This window comes from Pediococcus claussenii ATCC BAA-344 (genome assembly GCF_000237995.1).
GTDB classification, from domain to species: Bacteria; Bacillota; Bacilli; order Lactobacillales; family Lactobacillaceae; genus Pediococcus; species Pediococcus claussenii.
The window spans coordinates 514,782-537,211 of the sequence record NC_016605.1 but is presented as its reverse complement, the minus strand read 5'-3'; the positions used below and the strand labels follow the sequence as shown (position 1 = coordinate 537,211).

Below are 22,430 nucleotides of genomic sequence, written 5' to 3'. Positions count from 1 at the left end.
CCTCGCTTTTCTTATTTTAAACTATTCGGCTTTTCCTTCTCGTTCCATTAAGCCATTAATAACTGTTTTAATATTTTTGTCATTATAGAGAACATCATAAATTGCATCGGTAATTGGCATTTCGATTTTCTTTTGTTTAGCCAACTCATAAGCAGCCTTAGTTGAAGGCACACCTTCGATTACCATTCCCATGGTATTGGTTACTTCCTTTAGTGACATACCTTGTCCTAACTCGTTGCCCGCACGCCAGTTTCTAGAATGTTCACTTGTGGCAGTGACGATTAAATCACCTACCCCGGATAACCCCATAAATGTTAGAGGTTTAGCGCCAAACGCCACGCCCAATCGTGAAATTTCAGCCAATCCACGAGTAATTAAAGCCGCCTTAGCATCGTCTCCGTAGCCAAGGCCATGAAGTGCGCCTGCCCCAATCGCAATAACATTTTTCAACGCCGCACCCATTTCAACACCAACGATATCGTCGTTTGTATAAACCCTAAAATGTTCGCTCATAAACAATGACTGAACCTTTCGGGCAGCATTGATATTTGAACTTGCGGCTGTAACAAGCGTTAAATCATCCTTTGCAACATCTTCTGCATGGCTTGGGCCAGACAGAACAACCATTGAAGAACGATATTCAGCTGGGATTTCTTCCGAAAGAACTTGTGACAAACGCTTGTGGGTATTTAACTCAAGACCTTTACTTGCGTGAATAATGATTGGCTTTTGTTTAGAATTCTTCAAAACATCCACCAATTGTTGCGCAACCAAACGCATTACCTGAGTTGGAACGACGAATAAAATGGCATCCGCATCCTGAGCGGCCATTTTCAAATCAGTGGTTGCAATCAAACGGTCATCATATGTAAGATCAGGCATGTACGCACGATTTGTATGGTTTTCATTTAATTCTTTTGCTTGTTCTTCCATGTTTGTCCAGTTAACGACATCATTTCCGTTTTTTACAAGCAAATTAGCTAAAACACTCCCCCATGATCCGGCACCTAATACTGCAATTTTTTGAGTCATCTTGTTCTCCTTTTAGACTTTTATTACACATCTATTATTATATACTTTATGAATTTACTCAAGCGTAGAGCTATTAAAACGATTCCCGTCAAGGTAGTAGGGAACGTTCCCACTCCTTCTCCTTGTAACCCATATAATAATAGCCGCAACAAATAAAATTACTGATAACCATTGTGAGACTCTTATACCCAACAACATTAAACTATCAGTACGCATTCCTTCGATGAAGAAACGTCCAAACGAATACCAGATAACATATAGTAGGAAAACTTCACCCTGTTTAAAGAGCTTTGGTATGTGCCGCAAGAGGATTAAGATAATAAATCCACTTATATCCCAAACCGATTCATATAGGAAAGTTGGCTGCCGATAAGCACCTTGAATGTACATCTGATGAATAATAAATTCTGGTAAATGTAGTGATTGCAAAAACGCCAAATTTGTAACACGACCAAATGCTTCTTGATTCATGAAATTACCCCAGCGTCCAATTCCTTGAGCCATTATTAAAACCGGAGCCGCTACATCTAACATTAACCAAGTTGGAATCCAACGTGACCGACAGAAGATAATAACCACAATTGCAGCTCCAATTAACGAGCCATAAATTGCAATTCCTCCGTCCCAAATCTGAATAATCTGTCCAGGATTTTGACTATAGTATTTCCATTCAAAAGCGACATAGTAAGCTCTTGCTGAAATGATTGCAACTGGTAATGCCCATAAAATCATATCGTAAACATCATCAGGATTAATGTTTCTTTTTTTTGCTTCCCGCACTGCTAACAATGTTGCTAAAATAACTGCCGAAGCAATTATCACACCATACCATCGTACTTGAAGCCCTCCAAAATGGAAGGCGATTGGATTTAATGCACCTAATATAAAATTCAACTATCTCAACCTCATTTTTTTGAATTGTCACGAATCAATTCATTTAAATTATCATCAAAAACCTTAGTCGCATCATAACCCATATTACGTGCCCGGAAGTTCATGGCTGCAGCTTCAATGATATCACCTAAATTTCTACCAACTCGGACCGGTACGGTTATCTTAGGAATCTCAACATCAAAAAACTTTCTAAAAGTTTCACCATTACCTAAACGATCAAACTGAGTTTCCTTGTCCCAGTTTTGTAAGTGCACAATTAAGTTTATATCTGTATGGCCACGGACGGCACCCGCACCAAATAAATTCATAACATCAATGATACCAACCCCTCTAATCTCTAAAAGGTGCTGTAGAATTTTGGGAGCCTCCCCAACAAGGGTTTGCTCGTCTTGTTGGTATACATCAACACGATCATCTGCAATTAAACGATGTCCACGCTTAATCAAATCAAGTGCAGTTTCGCTCTTACCAATTCCAGAATCTCCGGTAATTAGAACACCTAAACCATAAATTTCCATTAATTCACCGTGCACAGATTCTCGCTCCGCTAAGTGACTTTCTAAATAATTAGTCATGTTACTTAGTAAACGTGAAGTTGGCAAGTTCGACCCCAGTATTGGCACCTGATTATTTTTGGAAGCTTCCATTAGTTCTGCTGGGATCGGTAACCCCCGTGAAATAACAAACGCAGGCGTATCAGACATTGCCATGCGATTAAAAATATCACGTCGGTCATCAGTCGACATCATATCCTTGGCATAAGAAATCTCAGTCTGACCAAACAGCTGTACTCGTTCATGCGGGTAGAATTTGAAATAATTAGTTAACTCCAACCCTGGACGTGAAATATCACTAACGGTTACGTTTCTTTCTTTCAAAAACTCCTTACCTGAATAAACATCCAATCGAATTTTTTTGACTAATTCTGAAACTGAAACACTATCGGCCATAATTGACCCTCCCTATCCTATACGCCACGATTGAAGTAGTTAGAAATAATTGCGTTACAAACTGAAAGGACAATTGCCACAAGCATTGTCGTCCCAAAGCTAGCAAAGTAGAAGACAGTTGACCCTACTAGCAATGAGGTCAATGAGAGCATCAGTGCATTAATAATTATACTGAACAGCCCTAACGTTAAAATGGTGATTGGTAACGATATTATTTGCAGAATTGGCTTGATGCTAGCGTTCAATATTGCCAACACTAAACTGGCTGCAAGCGCAATCCAAATGCTTGATACTCGAAAAGCTCCTGATTGTTGAAAAAAACCTGTTAAAGCAATAAACAAAATTGCATCTATAATAACTCTCTGCCAAAAACGCATCTTACCTCTCCTTATTTATCATCGGAAACATCTTTTTCCTCGACATTTTTAATCTCTTTTCTCTTTTTCGAATCATTCTGTGCTTGACCACGCATTCCATCACGCATCGAGCTGAAAAATCCCTTTTGGTAATTTGATTTATCAGACATTGCAAATGCCAAAATTATATAAACGATCAAACCCAATCCATGACTAATCAGAATCAAAGCTGCAAAGATCAACCTCATTAAAGTCTTATCTAAGTTTAAATACTCAGCAAAGCCACCGGCAACTCCGGTAAAAATACGATCGTTTGATTTTAAAAGCTTTCTTTTTTCATTTGAATTCAAAGTATCACATCCAATCTTTTGGTTAGTAATATTTTACTTCTATTGTAGATATATTGGCAAATCTGATAATCAATATAATTAAAAATTACGTTTTTTATTAGGCAAAATTCGTCTTTTACTTAATACCGTCGAAAATCCTTTTAATTATCTTTGAAAATAAAATAATTAAGACATCCCTAAAATCTAACTATCAGCTCTAACCCAAATAACAAAAATACGGGAAATAAGTCAACTGCTATAGTTCACTCTAGATTGACAGATAAAAACCAATAATTCATCTGCTTAACTTAAAGAAAACTATATCAAAGTGATTCCGCTAAAATGCTCATCACTTTCTGACTTATATCCCGCTCTGTTTTTACTTAATAATTGTGCATATATCACTATTAATTACAATATTTTACTCTACTATGTCCGAACTTAATTCGGTAATCTTTCCTGTTTTATTATAAAGAATCCACTCCACAACATTCGTGATGTGATCACCAATCCGCTCCAAATAACTTGCCACCCATAAGTATCCGGTTCCACCAGTTATTGCATTTGGATCTGACTTCATATTCGCCAAACTATCTTTTCGGATTTGATTATAACGTTGATCAATCTTCTTATTTGCTTCAATCACTTGTTCTGCCAGCGCACTATCGCCTTTGACGTATGCATCAATAGTGATATCTAGCATACTCCGAACAGTATTAGTCATATCAGCAATCTCATCTTCAATCTTTTGATCCCGTTGTTTTCCTTTAATACGAATAGTTTCTTTCGCAATTCCAACAGCATGATCACCTATTCGTTCCAAATCAGAACTTGCTTTTAATACAACGATTACCTTTCTAAAATCGGAAGCAACCGGCTGCTTAAGCGCAATTAAATTAAGTGCTTGGTCTTCCAGCTTTATCTCTTGTTCATTAATCTCATCATCCGCATCAATAACTTGTTGTGCAAGCTCACGGTCATGATCCACAAAAGATTTGGTTGCCCTGTAAATTTGTTCACTAACATTAATTCCCATCTCAGTAAACTTGTTCAAAAGTCTCTTTAACTCCTCATCAAATATTCCGCGCATATTATTCCTCCTTAAAGTTTTTATCCAAATTTTCCGTTTAAATAATCACTAGTTTCTTGTCGGTCAGGATTTAGGAAAATCTTTTCAGTTGGTCCCTGTTCAACTAATTTTCCGTCTAAAAAAAATGCAGTTTTATCGGAAATTCTTGATGCCTGATGCATACTGTGAGTGACAATTGCTACTGTATAGACTTTTTTCAATGCTAAAATCGTATCTTCGATTTTTGAACTAGAAATTGGATCAAGCGCACTTGTAGGTTCGTCCATTAAAATAATCTCCGGTTTAACTGCTAAAACGCGTGCAATACATATTCTTTGCTGTTGCCCACCAGAAAATGATAATGCACTATCATGCAAATGATCTTTGGTCTCTTCCCAGACTGCCGCGCTTTTTAAACTCTCCTCAACGCGCTGATCAAGCAGTTGCCTATCTTTTTCACCGGCAAGTTTCAAACCATAAATAACATTTTCGTAAACCGAGAAAGGAAATGGGTTGGGTTGCTGAAAGACCATTCCAACCTTCTTTCGGAGCTCCACAACATCAACCCTTGGCGCATAGATATCATCACCATCAAGCTTAATTGTTCCTGTAATTGTCACGTCTGGAATAAGATCATTCATTCGATTAAGACTTCTTAAATAGGTTGATTTACCACTACCTGATGGTCCAATAAGAGCCGTGATTTGATTTTTATCGAAATCCAAATCAACTCCATGTAAAGCCTCATTTTCACCATAGTAAAGGCGCACATTTTCACTTGTTAAAAGTGGTGTCATTCTTCACCCTCCTTTTCTTATCCAAAGTTTCCTGAAATATAATCTTCAGTAATTTTCATGTTTGGTTTCGTAAAAACTTTTTGTGTTTCGTTAAATTCAATAATATGTCCCATATGGAAGAAAGCAGTATAATCGCTTGCCCGCGAGGCCTGCTCCATACTATGCGTTACAATTATTATGGTGAAGTTTTTCTTTAACTCCTGTAATGTCATCTCAATCCGAGACGTAGAAATAGGATCTAAAGCACTAGCTGGCTCATCTAATAGTAAAATATCGGGACTCATTGCGATGGCTCGTGCGATACATAGACGCTGCTGTTGTCCGCCTGATAAGGCCAAAGCACTTTTTTTCAAATTGTCCTTCACTTCATCCCACAAAGCAGCCTGTTTTAAGCTTTTTTCAACAATATCATCAATCTCTGTTTTATTTTTAATTCCCATTTCACGTAAGGGAAGAGCAATATTATCGTAAATTGATTTGGCAAACGGGTTAGGCCGTTGAAATACCATCCCTATTCTTCTTCTAACCTGATAGACATCAACCGCATTTGAATTAATATCCAAATCACGATACATAATCTCTCCATCAACTCTTGCAACTCCGTCGTTCATCCGATTTAGGCTCCGTAAATAAGTGGATTTCCCAGAACCAGACGCACCGATTAGTGCTGAAATCGAATAACGTGGAAAGGACAATGAAGCATCGTGCATAGCATGATTATCACCGTAGTAAACTTGCAAATTTTTGGTTGAAAGTGCTATTTCTGTTTTTTCATCGAACGTTTTAATTGAATTTTGTGCTAGATCATAATTTTTCAAAAAACATCACCCCTTATTTGCTAGCCGTAATACGACGATATAATCTTCCACCTAGCCAACGTGCTAGGAAGTTAAATAATAGTATGGCAATAATCAGTACGGCAGATGTCCCTGCTGAAATTTGATTTGCGTTTGGCATAACGCCTTCCGAATTAATCTTCCAAATATGAACAGCCAAAGTTTCCGCTGGCCTAAAGATATTAAGTGGGCTAGTTGGATTTAGTGGGTTCCAATCCCCGTAATTGATGCTTGGCGAACTCTGTCCGGCGGTATAAATTAAAGCGGCTGCTTCGCCAAAAACACGACCAGCACTCAAAATGATCCCAGTCAAGATTCCAGGAAGTGCAACAGGCAAAACAACTTTTATTACAGTTCGCCACTTTGAAAGCCCCAAAGACATTCCAGCTTCACGTTGTAAATTAGGAACATCTTGTAATGAATTTTCAATATTCCTTGTCAGAATCGGTAGATTAAAAAATGTTAAGGCAATCGCCCCAGAAATAATCGAAAATCCTAGCTTAAATTGAATTACAAACAGTAGAAAACCGAAAAGCCCCACAACAACCGATGGAAGCGAACTTAAAACTTCAATTGTAATTCTGATTAAATCTGTAAACCAGTTCTGCTTAGCGTATTCTGATAAGTAAATGGCAGCACCCAACGCAATTGGAAATGAAATCAGTAACGTTAATAACAATAAGTAAAACGAATTAAATAGTTGATCACCGATTCCACCACTACCACCCATGGCATTGGCTGATCCAGTTAGAAAGTCCCACGATACGTATGGAAGTCCCGTCCAGAGAATAAAACCGATCAGAAAAACTAAAATTAAAACAACAATGCCAACTAAACAGTAAATCACACCAGTTGCAATCTTATCAGCTGTTTTTGCGTTCATTTCAGTTCCCCCTTTCTCCCGATGTATCGTGTAATTAAGTTAAAGAACAATGACATAAATAATAGAATTAACGCAAGCGTCCAGAGCGCATTATTTGGAAGTGTTCCCATAACTGTATTTCCAATCCCAGTCGTTAGCACACTAGTAAGTGTTGCCGCAGGTGTTAGTAACCCATCTGGCATCAAGGCCGCATTTCCGATTACCATTTGTACAGCGAGCGCTTCACCAAAAGCTCTAGCCATTCCAAAAATAATAGCTGTCAATAACCCTGAAATTGAAGAACGTACAATAACTTTATACAGGGTTTGCCACCTTGTCGCACCGAGTGCCAATGAAGCCTCTCGATAAAATCGAGGAACTGCTTTTAAACTATCAATGTACATTGAAGTAATGGTTGGCAGGATCATAACAAAAAGTACGAACGTTCCTGATAGAATTCCAAACCCGGTTCCCCCGAAAAAGTGCCGGGTGATTGGCACTACAACAACTAAACCAATAAAGCCATAAACTACTGATGGAATTCCAACTAATAGTTCAATCACCGGTTGCAATATTTTTTGTCCTCTTTTATTAGCAATTTCACTCATAAAAACGGCCGTTGCAACCGCAAATGGCGTTGCAAGTAAGGCCGCTAAGACTGTTACCATGAATGATCCTATAATCATTGGTAATGCCCCAACCAGTGGTTGACCGTTCTTACCGAGCGATCCCGGGTTCCAAACCGTCTTAGTGAAAAAATCCACCACACTTATATGATCTTGAGTGAAAGTTGCCAATCCACGTGAGGTTATCATGTAAAGGATTGATAACACCACGAGCATAATTAGAACTATACTTAGTCCCGCAATGAGCTGCCCTCTTTGGTCCTGTTTAGCAGCCCGAGACTTCTTTGTTAGTTCCTGTTTGATTGGCTCCATTCGCTACTATCTCCCTTCAATTGGTTTTATCTTCAGATCACTTGTTAATTCTACTTTCATATCATGAATTGAAATATAACCAAGTTGTTTTACTAATTTATTTTGAACAGCTTTAGAATCCATGTACTTGATAAAGTCCATTGTTGCCTTACTTGGTTTCTTTTGAGTGTACATGTGCTCATATGACCAAATCTTCCATTTGTTAGTTGTCACATTACTATCATTTGGCTCTACACCATCAATTTTTAATGCTTTCAAATCCTTATTTACATAAGAAAATGCTAGATAACTAATTGCTCCAGGAGTTGAACTGACGATTTTTTGAACCGTACCATTTGAATCTTTTTCCTGCGATGTCATTGCTTCTTTTCCACCTAGAATAGATTGTTCAAACGTTTTTCGAACTCCACTCCCCTGTGCGCGATTGATAACCACAATCTTTTTATCGGGTCCACCCACACTCTTCCAATTAGTAATTTTTCCGGTGAAAATTTTCATTAAATCGTCTTTTGAAATATTCGTAATCTTAACATCTTTATTAATTACTGGTGCAATTCCAACAACCGCAACCTTATGATCAACAATCTTGCTTGCTTTGATTCCATCTTGCTGTCCTGCAAAAATATCAGAATCTCCCACATCAACTGAGCCTTGTTGTACTTGGCTTAGTCCAGTTCCAGATCCCCCACCTTGCACAGTAATATTTAACTTAGAATTCTGTGTTTTATACTCATTCGATGCTTTTTCAACTAGTGGCTGAAGCGCAGTAGACCCAACAATCGTTACGTTCTTACTCCCGCTTTTTGAAGCCGAATTATTTCCACATGCCGCAACAATAAAAACCATTCCCAACAAACTAAACAATAATGCCAATCTTTTATGCATTCTCTTTTCCTCCACATGTCTAATATCTTGTATTGCAAGACATATATTAAAGGATCAATGTATCGGTTTTATTTGAGAATTGTATAGGTTTTGTATTGATTTTAATTATTTGTAAAATTCCACCACTTATAACTCTGTTATCCCAAAATAAAAAGCCTACCAACTGAATTAGAGTTTTCGCACTCATTTTCAACTGGTAGGACATCCTAAATTTATTCAAACTTTTTACTTCGCGTAAACTAAAAGTACATAAAATCTTTGAATGTTTTACTTCTTAAATCGAATTGTGATTTCAGTACCCGTATTTAAAATTGATTTTACGCTAATTTTTCCGTTCATATCTTCAACAGCTTCTTTTACAATCGCTAAGCCTAGTCCAGTACCACCAATAGGCTCTGTACTTCTAACTCCATCAACTCGATAAAAGCGTTCAAAAATACGGTTAATCTGATCATTGGGGATCCCTTCACCGGTATCACGAACAGTCAAACTCCACCCCTTTGTATCTTCAGCATAGTCAAAGATAATTTGTCCGCCATCAATGTTATAACTAATTGCATTTGATAATAGATTTTTAACTATTTGGTAAAAATCCTTTTTTATCACATTAACTTCCTGGTCATTCTTAATATTCATGTTAATCTGCAAATGACGCTGTTCAATCTGTTTGGCTAAGATTTGTATGTTTTGATTAATCGTCTCAACTAATGGGACTTCTTCCCATTTTTTTTCGTTCTTCGGAATTCGCGACATAGTCAGTATATCTTCAGTTAATTGCGTTAACTTACCACTTTCGTCTTTAATAATCGTCAGAAATTGATCTAATGTTTCAGGATCATCCTTGGCCCCGTTCAATAATGTTTCTGCAAATCCTCCAATCGAAGTAATCGGCGTCCTAAGTTCATGAGAAGCATTGTTAATAAAATCTTCCTCGACTTGTTTTGCCCGCATCTCCTCAGAAATATCATACAAAAGAACGACAATTTCAAAGCGATGATGTGCCTTAGGGCTATAAACAACTGAAACTTCATAGGTATGCTGATCATCAAATTGAATGTGTCCAAAAGAAGTCTGGTGACTTTCAAAACTTTGTTCAATCAGCTTTGATACCTCAGAGTTTTGTAAGTCCATACTATATGGATGAGGTACATTTAAATCCGTTATATTAAACTGTTTTCGCGCGTAGTGATTGGAAATTTGTAATTCACGATGCCGATTGATCACAAGTATCCCAACTGGGAGATTATCCATAATCGCTCGCAATTCATTCTTTTGATTAACAATTTCGTGGACTTGGTGTCGATTGTGCGAATTAATTAAATTAATAGCATTGGCTAAGTCATAAAAAGGATCATCCTTATCCAATACAATCCGTTTAGCCTTATCGTCTTTCAAGATTTTTTTAAGGCTTTCTCTAAACAGTTTTTGTCTTTCAAAAATATTTCGTTGATTACTCCAAAAAACAATTGATTCAATTACTGTAATTAATGCAATCACAATTGCTAATAACGTTAAATTAACACTCGTAAAATTGGGATGTTCCTTAACCATTAATTTGTAAACCAAAAATGCCATAAATGAATTGCCAATCAAGCTTAAGATGGTAAATTGAAGAGTTCGTATTGTAACTTTATCTTTGAGAAAATTCATAGCCAAAACCTCTTACCGTTCGAATGATGTTGGGATGCTTAGGATCATCTTCCAACTTATCACGTAAATGACTTACATGTAAATCAACGATTCTTGTTTGCCCACCAAACTCGTATCCCCATACTGAATTTAAAATCTGTTCACGTGAAAGAACCTGTCCAGAATTTTCATATAAGTATTCCAGCAGTTTAAATTCATTTGGAGTTAGTTCAATTGGCTTGCTATTCTTTGTTACTATTTTCCGTTTTAAATTAATTTCTACTCCGGCATCATTACTAGCACCACTATTTTTCACATTACTTTTACTATAGCGGTCTGTTCTTCGCCAGATCGCTTTCATTCTTGATAGCAACTCCTGCGGACTAAACGGTTTTGTTAGATAATCATCCGCTCCAAGCTCAAGACCCATGACTTTATCAATTTCTCCAGTTTTGGCAGTCAACATCAAAATTGGAACATCCGGATTAAACTTTCTAATTGCCTTGGTTGCTTCGAAACCATCTTGTCCAGGAAGCATTAAGTCCATAATAATAAAATCAAAATTATTGTTTTGAGCCCTTTTAACTGCTTCAATTCCATCTCCAACCGCCTCAACTTCATACAATTCTTGCTCCAAATTGTACTGAATTAACGTGACAATTGAAGGCTCATCATCAACCACTAAAATTTTTCTAGCCATGATTTCACTTCCTATTGGGGATTTTCCTGCTGTAACTTCCACTGGAGATATGCATTAATAAATCCATCTAAGTCACCATCCATAACACCTTGAACATTAGCTGTTTCAAAATTGGTTCGATGGTCTTTTACCATTGAATACGGATGAAAAACGTAAGATCGGATTTGAGACCCCCACCCAATATCAAGTTGAATTCCTTCTAAAGCAGCCTTTTCCTGTGCCTTTTTTTCCTCTTCTAACTCAAATAATTTAGCTTTCAACATGCTCATTGCAGTGGCTCGATTTTGTAGTTGTGATCGTTCCGCTTGGCTTGCAGCTACAATCCCAGTTGGCAAATGTGTAATCCGAACTGCTGAAGACGTTTTGTTTATATGTTGCCCGCCAGCCCCACTAGAACGATAAACGTCAACTCGTAAATCATCTGGGTTGATGTTTACTTCTACCGATTCATCTAGTTCAGGCATAACATCAACCGATGCAAATGAAGTGTGACGACGTCCAGCAGAGTCAAAAGGTGACAATCTTACAAGCCGGTGAACTCCTTTTTCAGAACGCAAATAACCATAGACATTATGTCCAATAATTCTAATCGTTACACTGTTTATTCCTGCAACATCTCCAGGTTGATAATCTTCAACTTGTACTTTAAATTTATGCTGTTCTGCCCATCTCGTGTACATTCTAAACAACATTGAACCCCAATCTTGTGACTCTGTCCCACCAGCTCCAGGATGAATCTCTAAGATTGCATTATTAGCGTCATAAGGGCCATTCAATAACAAACCCAAACGATAATCTCTTAATAATTTATTAGTTTCTTCAATCTCGGCCTCCAAATCCGCCTGCATTTCAGCATCAGGTTCAGATTCCAACAATTCAAGGGTTACTTCTAAATTTTCAACATGTTTCTGCAATCGCTCAAAATTGTCATATTTTTCTTTTAAAATATTATTTTGATCAATTAACGCCTGAGCTTCTACTGAGTCATTCCAAAAGTCACTCTCTGCCATCTTAGATTCGTTAACCGAAATACTTTCGCTCAAGCCATCTAAGTCAAAGAGACCCCCTAAAGTCTTGGACTTCTTTTCGCATATTTTCTATTTCATGGCGCGCTTCACTTAATTCCATTCTAAACTCCTACTGTATGTTGATAATTTAAATTGAAACAAAAGGGGCAAACGAAATTATTAGATCTCGTTTAACCCCTCCGCATTCAATTTATCTCTCTAGATTTTGACGAATCTCAGATTTCATAAATAATCGTGTTGCTTCATATTCAATATCACTAATCATTTCGTTAAACATCCGGTATCCTTCTTGCTGATACTCAACCAAAGGATTTAATTGCCCATAACCACGAAGACCAACTGATTGTCGTAATTGGTCCATTGTATCAATATGATCAGTCCAATGTTGGTCAACAACCCTCAAAATGACAACCTTTTCAAATTCCAAAATTTGTTCAGGCTCATATAGTTGTTCTTCTTTTTCCTTATAGACTTTGTCAGCTAACCCATACAAATACTTCTTAATTTGATCGGCATTCATTCCTGCTAAATCGGATTTAATAATATCATCTTCACGAACAAGAACGTTTCGTGCAAACTCTACTATGGTCTCTAGATCAAATTTTTTCTTTGAAGTTTGTGTTTGTGCGTCAACTACCCGATCAATAGTTCGATAAGCCATTGGCATAATAACATTTTTTAAATCCTTATCTTCCATGATGACTCTTTGTCGTTCTGCATACATAACTTCACGTTGAGCACGCATTACATCGTCATATTGAAGAACATTTTTTCGAGAATCATAATTGTTACCTTCAACTCGTTTTTGAGCCGATTCAACTTGACGAGTAATCATGCGACTACGGATTACCGCGTCTTCATCATCCACTCGCATTCGACTCAATAAATTCTTAATTCTTTCCGAACCAAAACGAATCATCAGGTCATCTTCAAGCGACAAGTAAAATTGTGACATACCAGGGTCACCTTGTCGTCCTGCACGGCCACGAAGCTGATTATCAATACGACGTGATTCATGTCGTTCAGTACCAATAACTGCTAAGCCCCCAACTTCTTTTACGCCAGGTCCCAACTTAATATCAGTACCACGTCCAGCCATGTTTGTAGCAATTGTAACCGCACCACGTTGCCCAGCATTCATAACGATTTCGGCCTCGCGTGCGTGATTCTTAGCATTCAAAACAACGTGTGGAATATTCTCACGGTCTAATAAACGTGATAAATATTCAGAAGTCTCAACGGCTACAGTACCAATTAGCATTGGTTGCCCTTTGGAATGTAGTTCTTTAATTTCTTTCACAACAGCTGCAAACTTGCTTTCAAGAGTTGGATATAGAACATCCGGACGATCATCACGCTGAATTGGACGATTAGTTGGAATAGTTATAACTTCCATGTTATAAATTTCACGAAATTCTTCTTGTTCCGTTTTGGCGGTACCAGTCATACCAGCCAATTTATGATACATTCGGAAAAGATTTTGGTATGTGATATTAGCCATAGTCTTATTTTCTTCTTGGATCTCAACATGTTCCTTAGCTTCAATCGCTTGATGAAGCCCATCTGAAAAACGACGTCCCTCCATTACACGTCCAGTGAATTGGTCAACAATTAAAACTTCACCTTCTTGCACAACATAATCTTTATCCGATTGCATAATATAGTTGGCACGAAGCGCTTGGTCCAAATGATGATTCAATGACGCATTTTCTACATCATATAAATTCTTTTGATGGAAATATTTTTCAGCACGTCTAATACCATCTTCGGTCAGAGTGATCGATTTTGATTCCCAATCAATCTTGTAGTCATTTTGACTTAAAGTTTTTACAAACTGATCCGCCTGTTCATACATATGTGTTCCAGCTTCGGATTGCCCTGAAATAATTAATGGAGTTCGCGCTTCATCAATTAATACCGAGTCCACCTCATCAACTAAAGCAAAATTAAGAGGACGTTGTACCATGTCTTCCTTGTATACAACCATGTTATCCCTCAGGTAATCAAACCCAATCTCACTATTAGTCGAGTATGTGATATCAGCAGCATAGGCTTCCCGCTTTTCATCTGGAGACTTTTCTGTGATATTCAAACCAACTGTCAGTCCTAACCAGTTATATAGCTCACCCATTTCAGTCGAATCACGTTCCGCCAAATATTCGTTAACAGTAATCAAGAGCAGGGCCTTGCCTGCAAGAGCATTCAAATAAACCGGTAAAGTAGCTGTTAAGGTTTTCCCTTCACCAGTCTTCATTTCAGCAATATTACCACCATGAAGTACTATTCCACCCATTAACTGAACTCGAAATGGAAATAATCCCAAGACGCGCTTTGCTCCCTCACGGGCAACGGCAAAGGCTTCTACCAATATATCATCTAGTGTTTCGCCATTTTTTAGTCGCTCTTTTAATTCTGGAGTTTTTGCCTGTAATTCTTCATCAGTGAGATTCTCCATCTCATCTTTTAATGCATCAATTTGGTCTGCTTTTTGACCTAAACGTTTCAATTCACGTGAGTCACTTTCGACCCAACGTCTTAAAGGATTTGGCATTCTAACAATTTCCTTTCACTCTTGTACTTGTATATAGATATTCTGTTTAATTCTATCATTCTTTAATACACAATTAAACACGGATACTTAAATAACGATAACGTTGTAATCATTTTTTAATGTATTCGAATAAAATCTGCTACTTTTGAACAAAATAAAAAGCCTCACAGAATATTTTTAAGCAAAAACAGTCTGCAAAGCTTCAAAAGTTTATTCCTCTCCTGATTCGATCAAGCCGTAACGACCATCTCGTCGACGGTAAACAATGTCAACAGCTCCACTTTCAGCGTCCTCATAAATAAAGAAGTTATGTCCTAACATATCCATTTGAAGGATAGCCTCTTCACTGTCCATTGGTTTCAGTGAAATCTGTTTAGTTCTTACAATATCAAATTCACTTACTTTTTCATCATCAAATTCTTCATCATTCGTAGATGCTTCATCTGGAACTTCCACACCCTTAAATCCTTTTTCACGCGATTTGCGATTAATTTTTGTCTTATACTTTCTAATTTGCCGCTCTAATTTGTCTGTTACTAAATCGACACTTGCGTATAAATCTGGCGAAGTTTCTTCTGCCCGCAAGACAAGGGCTGACATTGGAATTGTTACTTCTACCTTTGCAGTCTTATCTTGATATACCTTTAGGTTTACGTGAGCCTTGGGAGTAGAACCATCATCAAAATACTTATTGATTTTCCCGATTCTTTTTTCCACATAATCACGAATAGCTTCAGTAACCTCAATGTTTTCACCACGTACATTAAATTCAAGCATAGAACTTCTCTCCCTTCCAACTTGCTAACCGTCAGATTAGCATAACAGAAATAAAAGTAATTAGTTCACTTCTGTATAATCACATTATAAATGAAAGCGCTGTTTTTAACAATGAATGTCCCTTAAAAATATTATATAAATTTCCTCTTCTTATCGACACAATGTAATAGATCTCACACTTTTACAACCGCTATTCTTCAATACTCGTGCAGCATCCCTAACTGTTTTACCAGTAGTATAAATATCATCTAAAATAACCACTTCTTGACCTAAAATTTGTTTAGGATCATCAATAGTAAAATGGTTATCTTGCTCTAAACGTTCCTGCCTGGATAATTGAAATTGATGTAGTTGACCACTTTGGCGTATAGAGTTCAAGACGTTTAACGTATCTAATCCAATTATTCCATCCACTTGGTTAAATCCTCGCGTTTTCATTGTTAAATCATCCACAGGAATCGTTACTAACTTCTCCCCCGCTTTGATATTTTTGCTAATAAAGCTACTAAATTCACGATTAAAAACATTGGCTAAGTAATAGTCACCCAAAAACTTATATCTGTTAAAGTAGTCCTTCATTGCGTCATTATACTCATACATTGCTATGTTTCTAAAGTCATCATCCCACCTAGAACAATCAGCACACTGAATTTTCTGAGAACTACGCCCACATCCCTTACAAATCTGTCCATCTTCCAACCGTGCAAACAAATTTTTGCAATCTACGCAAACAAGTTCAGACTGAATTCCTTGCCAGCTTAAAATAAATTCTAAGTCCAACTCTTGTGAGGTATTTTTATTACATAAAAAGCAGTCCATCTATTCAGTAAATCCTTTTTTATTCATATATTTAATCGTATTGATTGCTTTAAGAATACCTCTAGTCAACTGGTTGCATTCAAACCAAACTCTGCCACTTGGGCGCCGCGAACTTCTTCCGACCCTACCAGCAATTTGAACCAAGGCTGCCATTGAAAAAATCGGATCATCTGCTCCTAAAACCATTACATCAATTTCTGGAAAAGTTACACCTCGTTCCAAAATTGTGGTGGTTATTAGTCCATCAACTTCCCCATTGCGCATTTTTTGAACCTTTCTTGTTCGTTTGGGATCATTAGAACAAACAGTATCGATCTTTATTTCATTAATATTTTTTTCAATACAATCCTTAACAAGTTCTAAATCAGTTATTTTAGGAACAAAAATCAAGAATTGATGTTTTTCTGGTAACTGTTTATTTAAAAATAACCGCAAGTATCTACTTAATTTTCTTCGCTTAACCAACTTCCTCCATCCGTACTGAATTTTCCATATTGGGACTGGCAGAGGATTTCCATGATATCTTTTTAATAAATAACTGGTACGAATAGCCCCAACTTTACTTTGCTTTAATAGACTTTTTCCTGGTGTTGCCGTTAAATAAATTAACGTTCCGTCATCTTTTTTTGCATTTTTTGTCGCGTAAATCAATTGTGGATTACCAGCATATGGAAACGCATCAACCTCATCCACAATCAATACATCAAACGCATTACGAAACCGCAATAACTGGTGGGTGCTGCAAATTGTAAACTGCGCATATTCATATGTCATTTCCGATTCACCATGTAATAGACAAATTCTGCTTGCCGGAAAGACTTCTTGAAACCTAGGATACAATTCATTACAAACATCTAACCTTGGGGAAGCAACGCATACACGCAATCCTTGTTTGAGAGCCAAATCAATACCTTCAAACAACATTTCAGTCTTCCCAGCACCCGTAACCGCCCATAATAGTAAAGTTTCATTGCTCTTGATCGCCTCAACAACGTCATCGGCACATCTTCTTTGATCCAACGTTAATTTTCCGTCCCAGGTCAGGTAGTCAACCCCTATTTTAAATAAATTAGGTTCAGGTAAGGTTCCTAACTTCACTAGAGTTGATATTCTTCCTAAATTAATACAATTACGACAGTAGAACTGTTGATTAGGTAGTATTGCAACTCGTCGATTTAGCCATGTACCACATCTTTCGCATATCACGTTTGGGTTGTTACCCTTAAATGGTTGCAAATATTGAACATTGTATCGCTGAACATCTCCACATAAAATTGGTACTAACCTGCCATAAAATTGCTTTTTTTCAAATTCGTCCATATAATTAAATACGTTTAAATCTAGGAGAAACTTTTTAAATGAGCAAAAATTCAATTACAGTTATAAAAAATGTTCAAATTGAACAAACCATTAAGAAATCGCGATTTATTTGTCGCTTAATTCCAGTTGAAACAGAAACTGCAGCAAAAAAGCTTCTTGAAGAAATCACAAAGAAAGAATCAAAAGCAAATCACAATTGTTACGCATATATTTTAGGTAACGACTCTAACATACAACGTGCATCAGACGACGGCGAACCATCTGGCACAGCAGGTGTTCCAATGCTAGAAGTTTTAAAAAAGGAAGAGCTCACCAACGTGCTTGCAATCGTTACTAGATACTTTGGTGGTATCAAACTGGGTGCCGGTGGTCTAATCCGAGCTTATGGATCTAGCGTTTCTCTCGCCGTTTCTGATGCTAGTCTTGCTAGATTAGTGCTTCAACAAATCATGCTAGTTACGATTGATTATAAAAACATTGATACCCTAAATTATTTCTTGCAACAACAGAATCTAACCACACTTAATTCACAATATTCTACTCAGGTTACTCTTTCAGTTCCTATATTGAAGGATAATATTTTAAATTTTAAAGAACAATTAACTGGTCTACTAAACGGTAATGTTTCTTTTAAAAATGGTCCGGAACAAATTATTCCAATTCAAATTTAACCTCAACTGATGCATAAAAATAAGGATTGTAGCAAATAATGTTTTGCTACAATCCTTATTTGAAATGAGTTACTCAACCCAGCTTCCTGTGGTTAGCCAAAAATAAAAACTATGACCAAGTCCGTCATAATTCTTATTTCCTGTTAATCCTCACAACCTAACTGGGTTGCTTCACTCTCTATTTTTTTGAAATGAGTTACTCAACCCAGCTTCCTGCGGTTAGCCAAAAATAAAAACTATGACCAAGCCCGTCATAATTCTTATTTCCTGCTAATCCTCACAACCTAACCGGGTTGCTTCACTCTCTATTTTTTTTAAAACGAGTTGCTCAACCCAGCTTCCTGCGGTTAGCCAAAAATAAGAACTATGACCAAGCCCGTCATAATTCTTATTTCCTGCTAATCCTCACAACCTAACCGGGTTGCTTCACTCTCTATTTTTTTTGCCTTCTATTTTTAACAACTCGACTAAGTGGTTCCTCTTGTTTGTTTTTAGTTGGCGCTTTTTGCGGATGTTCTCTTTCAAAATCTTGGCTCGCCTCTTGAGAAGTATTTGAACTAACAATCCTTCTAATCCAGTTCAAAACTGGAGTTCGATTTTCCCCAACCAACCCAATTGCTTCAACAAAAATTTCAATTCCAATTAAGATTCCGATCGTTAAAAAAACAGATCCCCAAATCGTTGATAATGGATAAAGTAGTGCAATAAATGAAAAAATAAGAGAAATTCCGTAAATAACTAAAACCGTCTGCCGATGAGTAAGTCCCATTTGCATTAATCGATGGTGCAAATGACGTTTATCGGCGTGTGAAATTGACTGGTTATTCAAGCGACGTCTTAACATTGCATAAACCGTATCCGTTATTGGAACACCGAGAATCATTAACGGAATAATTACAGAAATAAATGTCGCATTTTTTAATCCTGATAATGAAAAAACAGAAATCATAAAACCAATGAATAAAGCGCCTGTATCTCCCAGGTAGATTCGCGCAGGGAAAAAATTGTATGGCAGAAAACCAATCTCTGCTGCCACCAAAGTAAATATCATCACCACTACTAAAATATTAGTAGAGGGCAGGAAAAACAAACCCGTAAATCCTGTTGTAAATAAAGCAATAATTGACACTCCGGTTGCTAGCCCATCTAATCCATCTAATAAATTAATTGCATTAGTGATTGCTGCAATCCACAAAATTGTAACTGGAAATCCAATCCAACCAAGATTTAAAATTCCAAGGAATGGAAGGGTAATTGTGGTCATCCGTACGCCACCTAGGAAATAAACCTCAACCGCCGCCAGCAGAATACCAATCATTTTTTGATAGGGCTTTAATTCAACTACATCATCGATCATTCCTGTAATAATAATAATACACTGTCCCGCAAACATTCCCCAGAATTGAAACAACTTGTCTGGCGCAGTGGGAATCTGATTCCGCATCAACACAAACATTGTAAAATTGTAGGCAATAAAAATTGCAAGTCCCCCCATTGTGGGCATAGGAACTTTATTAACTCGTCGAGCTGATGGTTCATCAACTGCACCAATTAAAAAAGCAAAACGCCTCACAAACGGAGTTAAAACAGCAGAAATGATCATTGTTGCAAACAAGCTAACAATAATTTCAAATCGCATATTCATCCTCTTCTAAAAGTACTACTTTCATTATACAGAAAAAATTCATGATTTTTCAATTCAATATCATGTTTAAAGCAAAATAAACAAATTTAATGTAGCTTGTAGTTTTCAAAATGTTCTTTGCTTACTTAAATAATTTAATATTAGCACAATTAAATGAAAAGCCAGAACCAAAGTTGACGTTTAGAATTTTATTTCTAATCCAAATAATGAAATATGACGAACAAGTCACATTAAATCTCAAGGCAACAAAAGACCCCAAAAGATGAATAAATCCTCACCAATTGGGGTCAATGCAAAAACTGAAAAACTACGGGCCTATTAAATATAGACTCATCTAACTTTAGTCTTATTTCAAATGATAATTATACGTTGAAACAATAATATTTTCCCGAGAGTTTAAGGAAGCTCTTAACCTTAAAGCAGTTTGATTATGCAAGATATTCTGCCATGGCCTTCTTGGTACAAATTGTGGTACTAAGACCGTTGTTGTATAGTTTCGTTCCGCCGCACGTTTTGCAATTACGTCACAAAAACGAATTGTTGGATTTGTGATTGATCGATATGATGAATGGATATCCACAAAACGTACATCAGGATATTCTGCTTTAAACTCAATAGCCGTTTTATGTTCTTTTTCTGGATCAGAGTCAAATGAAACATGCATAGCAATAACGTAATCACCAATGGAACGTGCATAATTAATTGCTCCGGAGGTTACTTGAGTAACGTTGCTGACAAGCACTATGACCGTTGAGCCATCGTATTCATGTAATTTAACTTTTCCCTTTTCAACAAGTCTAAGCTGATCCGCAACAGCATTATAGTGCTGACGAATCTTATAAAACATTCTAAGGATAACAGGCATCACGATAAAGTAAGGCCATACATTACCAAAGTGAAGGAACAATAAACATAATACTAAAACAAAAGATAAAAAGGCTCCAAGGAAATTTGCTGACGATTTAAGCAGCCATCCTCTACCACGTTCTCTCATCCAATGAACAATCATACCTGATTGGGAAAGAGTAAATGGTACAAAAACTCCGATTGCGTAAAGTGGGATCAACAAGCTAGTCTTACCATGAAAAATTAGAATTAGCACGATCGCACCAGCAGCAAGCGAGATAATACCATTAGAATAACCCAAGCGGTCTCCGCGATCCATATATGCGTGTGGCATAAATTTATCCTTTGCCAGATTATAGGCCAACATTGGAAAAGCCGAAAATCCAGTATTAGCAGCAACCGCTAAAATCAAAGCCGTTGAAAGCTGAAGCATGTAGTATAAAATTCCGTGACCAAAAACCGATACACCAATTTGTGATAAAACAGTTTGCTTAGCGCTCGGGACAATCCCGCCATAATATGCTAAGACGGTAATACCCGCAAAAAAGACTCCAAGGATAAGTGCCATGATCGTAAGTGTCATTGCAGCATTACGTCGTTTAGGTTTCCTAAAGTTAGGTACGGCATTACTGATTGCCTCAACACCAGTCAGTGAAGACGAACCAGATGATAACGCCCGCATAAACAGGACAAATGTCATTCCAGGTACCGCTGTTCCGACAGCAGTTGCAGCGTGGTATACAGCTCGACCTGTAATAATATTAAAAAAGCCGAATGCAACCATCCCTGTGATCATAATGATAAAGAAGTACACGGGAATAGTTAAGAAGCTTGCCGACTCGCGCAAGCCGCGTAGATTAAGTGCCATAATGCCAAGTACAATCAAAATGGCAATTGGAACTTGATAGTTAATTAATGATGGAATTGCCGAAGTAATTGCTTCCGTTCCTGAGGTAACACTAACAGCAACTGTTAACATATAGTCAACCAGTAACGATCCCCCAGCAACCAAACCCGCCGAAGTTCCCCAATTAGTACTGGCAACAGCATACGCTCCTCCACCAGATGGGTAAGCATTAATGATTTGTCGGTATGAAACCCCAATTGCAAATAACAGGGCCAAAACAATAGCAGCAATTGGCAATGAATACCATGTTGCCGCAGCAGACAATACAACCAAAACTGATAGTATCTCTTCAGTACCATAAGCAACGGATGAAAGTGCATCGGACGACAAAAGCGCTAAAGCCCTAAATTTAGTTAAAGCTTGTCCCCCCTCCTCTAAAGTTTTCAGGGGTTTACCAATTAAAATTCGTTTCAAATACGAAAACATTCCTTGATCTCCGTTCTAAGATAATAATGCAATAGAAATTTTACTCTAATTAGTGATGATTAGCTAGTACTTTCTAAATCATTCCAGACTAGCCCATTTGGTCTTACTTTTCATAATCACAATAATTCTATTTCATTCTTCTTATAAAAATCTTCCTACATGC

At 37.2% G+C, this 22,430-nt stretch carries 21 protein-coding genes; 1 reads left to right on the top strand and 20 read right to left on the bottom strand.

The genetic code is table 11. From position 1 onward, the window contains the following. Nucleotides 1-21: 21 nt before the first annotated feature. The 18 genes from PECL_RS02540 to PECL_RS02455 all read right to left on the bottom strand — a co-directional run bounded on the left by PECL_RS02540 (nucleotide 22) and on the right by PECL_RS02455 (nucleotide 17,772). Complete coding sequence (locus tag PECL_RS02540) at nucleotides 22-1,032, bottom strand: NAD(P)H-dependent glycerol-3-phosphate dehydrogenase (protein ID WP_014215032.1); 1,011 nt, start codon at nucleotides 1,030-1,032, stop codon at nucleotides 22-24. A gap of 54 nt (nucleotides 1,033-1,086) precedes the next feature. Continuing rightward, nucleotides 1,087-1,926, bottom strand: a complete 840-nt coding sequence (gene lgt / locus PECL_RS02535; RefSeq protein WP_014215031.1) for a prolipoprotein diacylglyceryl transferase — start codon at nucleotides 1,924-1,926, stop codon at nucleotides 1,087-1,089. A gap of 11 nt (nucleotides 1,927-1,937) precedes the next feature. After that, nucleotides 1,938-2,876: an HPr(Ser) kinase/phosphatase gene (gene hprK, locus PECL_RS02530; RefSeq protein ID WP_014215030.1), complete on the bottom strand. Its 939-nt coding sequence runs from the start codon at nucleotides 2,874-2,876 to the stop codon at nucleotides 1,938-1,940. Nucleotides 2,877-2,893: 17 nt separating this feature from the next. Next, nucleotides 2,894-3,253: a phage holin family protein gene (locus tag PECL_RS02525; protein WP_041534569.1), complete on the bottom strand. Its 360-nt coding sequence runs from the start codon at nucleotides 3,251-3,253 to the stop codon at nucleotides 2,894-2,896. Between the two features lie 11 nt (nucleotides 3,254-3,264). Beyond that, nucleotides 3,265-3,582, bottom strand: coding sequence for a PspC domain-containing protein (locus PECL_RS02520; protein ID WP_014215028.1), 318 nt, complete (start codon nucleotides 3,580-3,582; stop codon nucleotides 3,265-3,267). A 400-nt stretch (nucleotides 3,583-3,982) separates the two neighbouring features. Continuing rightward, nucleotides 3,983-4,651: a phosphate signaling complex protein PhoU gene (gene phoU / locus PECL_RS02515; protein ID WP_014215027.1), complete on the bottom strand. Its 669-nt coding sequence runs from the start codon at nucleotides 4,649-4,651 to the stop codon at nucleotides 3,983-3,985. A 20-nt stretch (nucleotides 4,652-4,671) separates the two neighbouring features. After that, a complete protein-coding gene (pstB, locus tag PECL_RS02510) occupies nucleotides 4,672-5,427 on the bottom strand; it encodes a phosphate ABC transporter ATP-binding protein PstB (RefSeq protein WP_014215026.1) in 756 nt (251 codons plus the stop codon). A gap of 17 nt (nucleotides 5,428-5,444) precedes the next feature. Beyond that, entirely contained in the window at nucleotides 5,445-6,245 is an 801-nt protein-coding gene (pstB, locus tag PECL_RS02505) for a phosphate ABC transporter ATP-binding protein PstB (protein WP_014215025.1), read from the bottom strand. Nucleotides 6,246-6,258: 13 nt separating this feature from the next. After that, complete coding sequence (gene pstA / locus PECL_RS02500) at nucleotides 6,259-7,146, bottom strand: phosphate ABC transporter permease PstA (RefSeq protein WP_014215024.1); 888 nt, start codon at nucleotides 7,144-7,146, stop codon at nucleotides 6,259-6,261. Continuing rightward, nucleotides 7,143-8,063 carry a phosphate ABC transporter permease subunit PstC gene (gene pstC, locus PECL_RS02495; protein ID WP_014215023.1) on the bottom strand — a complete coding sequence of 307 codons (921 nt, stop codon included), beginning with the start codon at nucleotides 8,061-8,063 and terminating at the stop codon, nucleotides 7,143-7,145. Before pstC ends, pstA begins: the two co-directional genes overlap by 4 nt. Before the next feature lie 6 nt (nucleotides 8,064-8,069). Continuing rightward, nucleotides 8,070-8,948: a phosphate ABC transporter substrate-binding protein PstS family protein gene (locus PECL_RS02490; protein WP_014215022.1), complete on the bottom strand. Its 879-nt coding sequence runs from the start codon at nucleotides 8,946-8,948 to the stop codon at nucleotides 8,070-8,072. A gap of 267 nt (nucleotides 8,949-9,215) precedes the next feature. After that, complete coding sequence (locus PECL_RS02485) at nucleotides 9,216-10,598, bottom strand: sensor histidine kinase (RefSeq protein ID WP_014215021.1); 1,383 nt, start codon at nucleotides 10,596-10,598, stop codon at nucleotides 9,216-9,218. Continuing rightward, nucleotides 10,579-11,277: a response regulator transcription factor gene (locus tag PECL_RS02480; RefSeq protein WP_014215020.1), complete on the bottom strand. Its 699-nt coding sequence runs from the start codon at nucleotides 11,275-11,277 to the stop codon at nucleotides 10,579-10,581. The genes PECL_RS02485 and PECL_RS02480 overlap by 20 nt, the downstream gene beginning before the upstream one ends. An 11-nt stretch (nucleotides 11,278-11,288) precedes the next feature. After that, nucleotides 11,289-12,405, bottom strand: a protein-coding gene (gene prfB, locus PECL_RS02475; protein WP_148265538.1) for a peptide chain release factor 2 whose coding sequence is annotated in 2 segments (ribosomal slippage) — nucleotides 11,289-12,332 and nucleotides 12,334-12,405 — 1,116 coding nt in all. Because the reading frame shifts where the segments join, the coding sequence is not laid out codon by codon here. A gap of 90 nt (nucleotides 12,406-12,495) precedes the next feature. Next, complete coding sequence (gene secA / locus PECL_RS02470) at nucleotides 12,496-14,856, bottom strand: preprotein translocase subunit SecA (RefSeq protein ID WP_014215018.1); 2,361 nt, start codon at nucleotides 14,854-14,856, stop codon at nucleotides 12,496-12,498. Between the two features lie 210 nt (nucleotides 14,857-15,066). Beyond that, nucleotides 15,067-15,633, bottom strand: a complete 567-nt coding sequence (gene hpf / locus PECL_RS02465; RefSeq protein WP_014215017.1) for a ribosome hibernation-promoting factor, HPF/YfiA family — start codon at nucleotides 15,631-15,633, stop codon at nucleotides 15,067-15,069. A 150-nt stretch (nucleotides 15,634-15,783) separates the two neighbouring features. After that, a complete protein-coding gene (locus tag PECL_RS02460) occupies nucleotides 15,784-16,452 on the bottom strand; it encodes a ComF family protein (protein WP_041534567.1) in 669 nt (222 codons plus the stop codon). Continuing rightward, complete coding sequence (locus PECL_RS02455; protein ID WP_014215015.1) at nucleotides 16,453-17,772, bottom strand: DEAD/DEAH box helicase; 1,320 nt, start codon at nucleotides 17,770-17,772, stop codon at nucleotides 16,453-16,455. It lies immediately after the preceding gene. A 38-nt stretch (nucleotides 17,773-17,810) separates the two neighbouring features. Here PECL_RS02455 and PECL_RS02450 point away from each other — a divergent pair, with 38 nt between their 5' ends. After that, the gene (locus tag PECL_RS02450; RefSeq protein WP_014215014.1) at nucleotides 17,811-18,443 is read left to right on the top strand and encodes a YigZ family protein; all 633 of its coding nucleotides are present in this window, start codon (nucleotides 17,811-17,813) and stop codon (nucleotides 18,441-18,443) included. Between the two features lie 433 nt (nucleotides 18,444-18,876). Here PECL_RS02450 and PECL_RS02445 read toward each other — a convergent pair whose 3' ends face one another. After that, nucleotides 18,877-20,082 (bottom strand): glycosyltransferase family 4 protein, encoded by a 1,206-nt coding sequence (locus PECL_RS02445; protein WP_014215013.1) that lies wholly within the window; start codon nucleotides 20,080-20,082, stop codon nucleotides 18,877-18,879. A gap of 352 nt (nucleotides 20,083-20,434) precedes the next feature. Continuing rightward, nucleotides 20,435-22,267: an APC family permease gene (locus PECL_RS02440; RefSeq protein WP_014215012.1), complete on the bottom strand. Its 1,833-nt coding sequence runs from the start codon at nucleotides 22,265-22,267 to the stop codon at nucleotides 20,435-20,437. Between the last annotated feature and the right edge of the window lie 163 nt (nucleotides 22,268-22,430).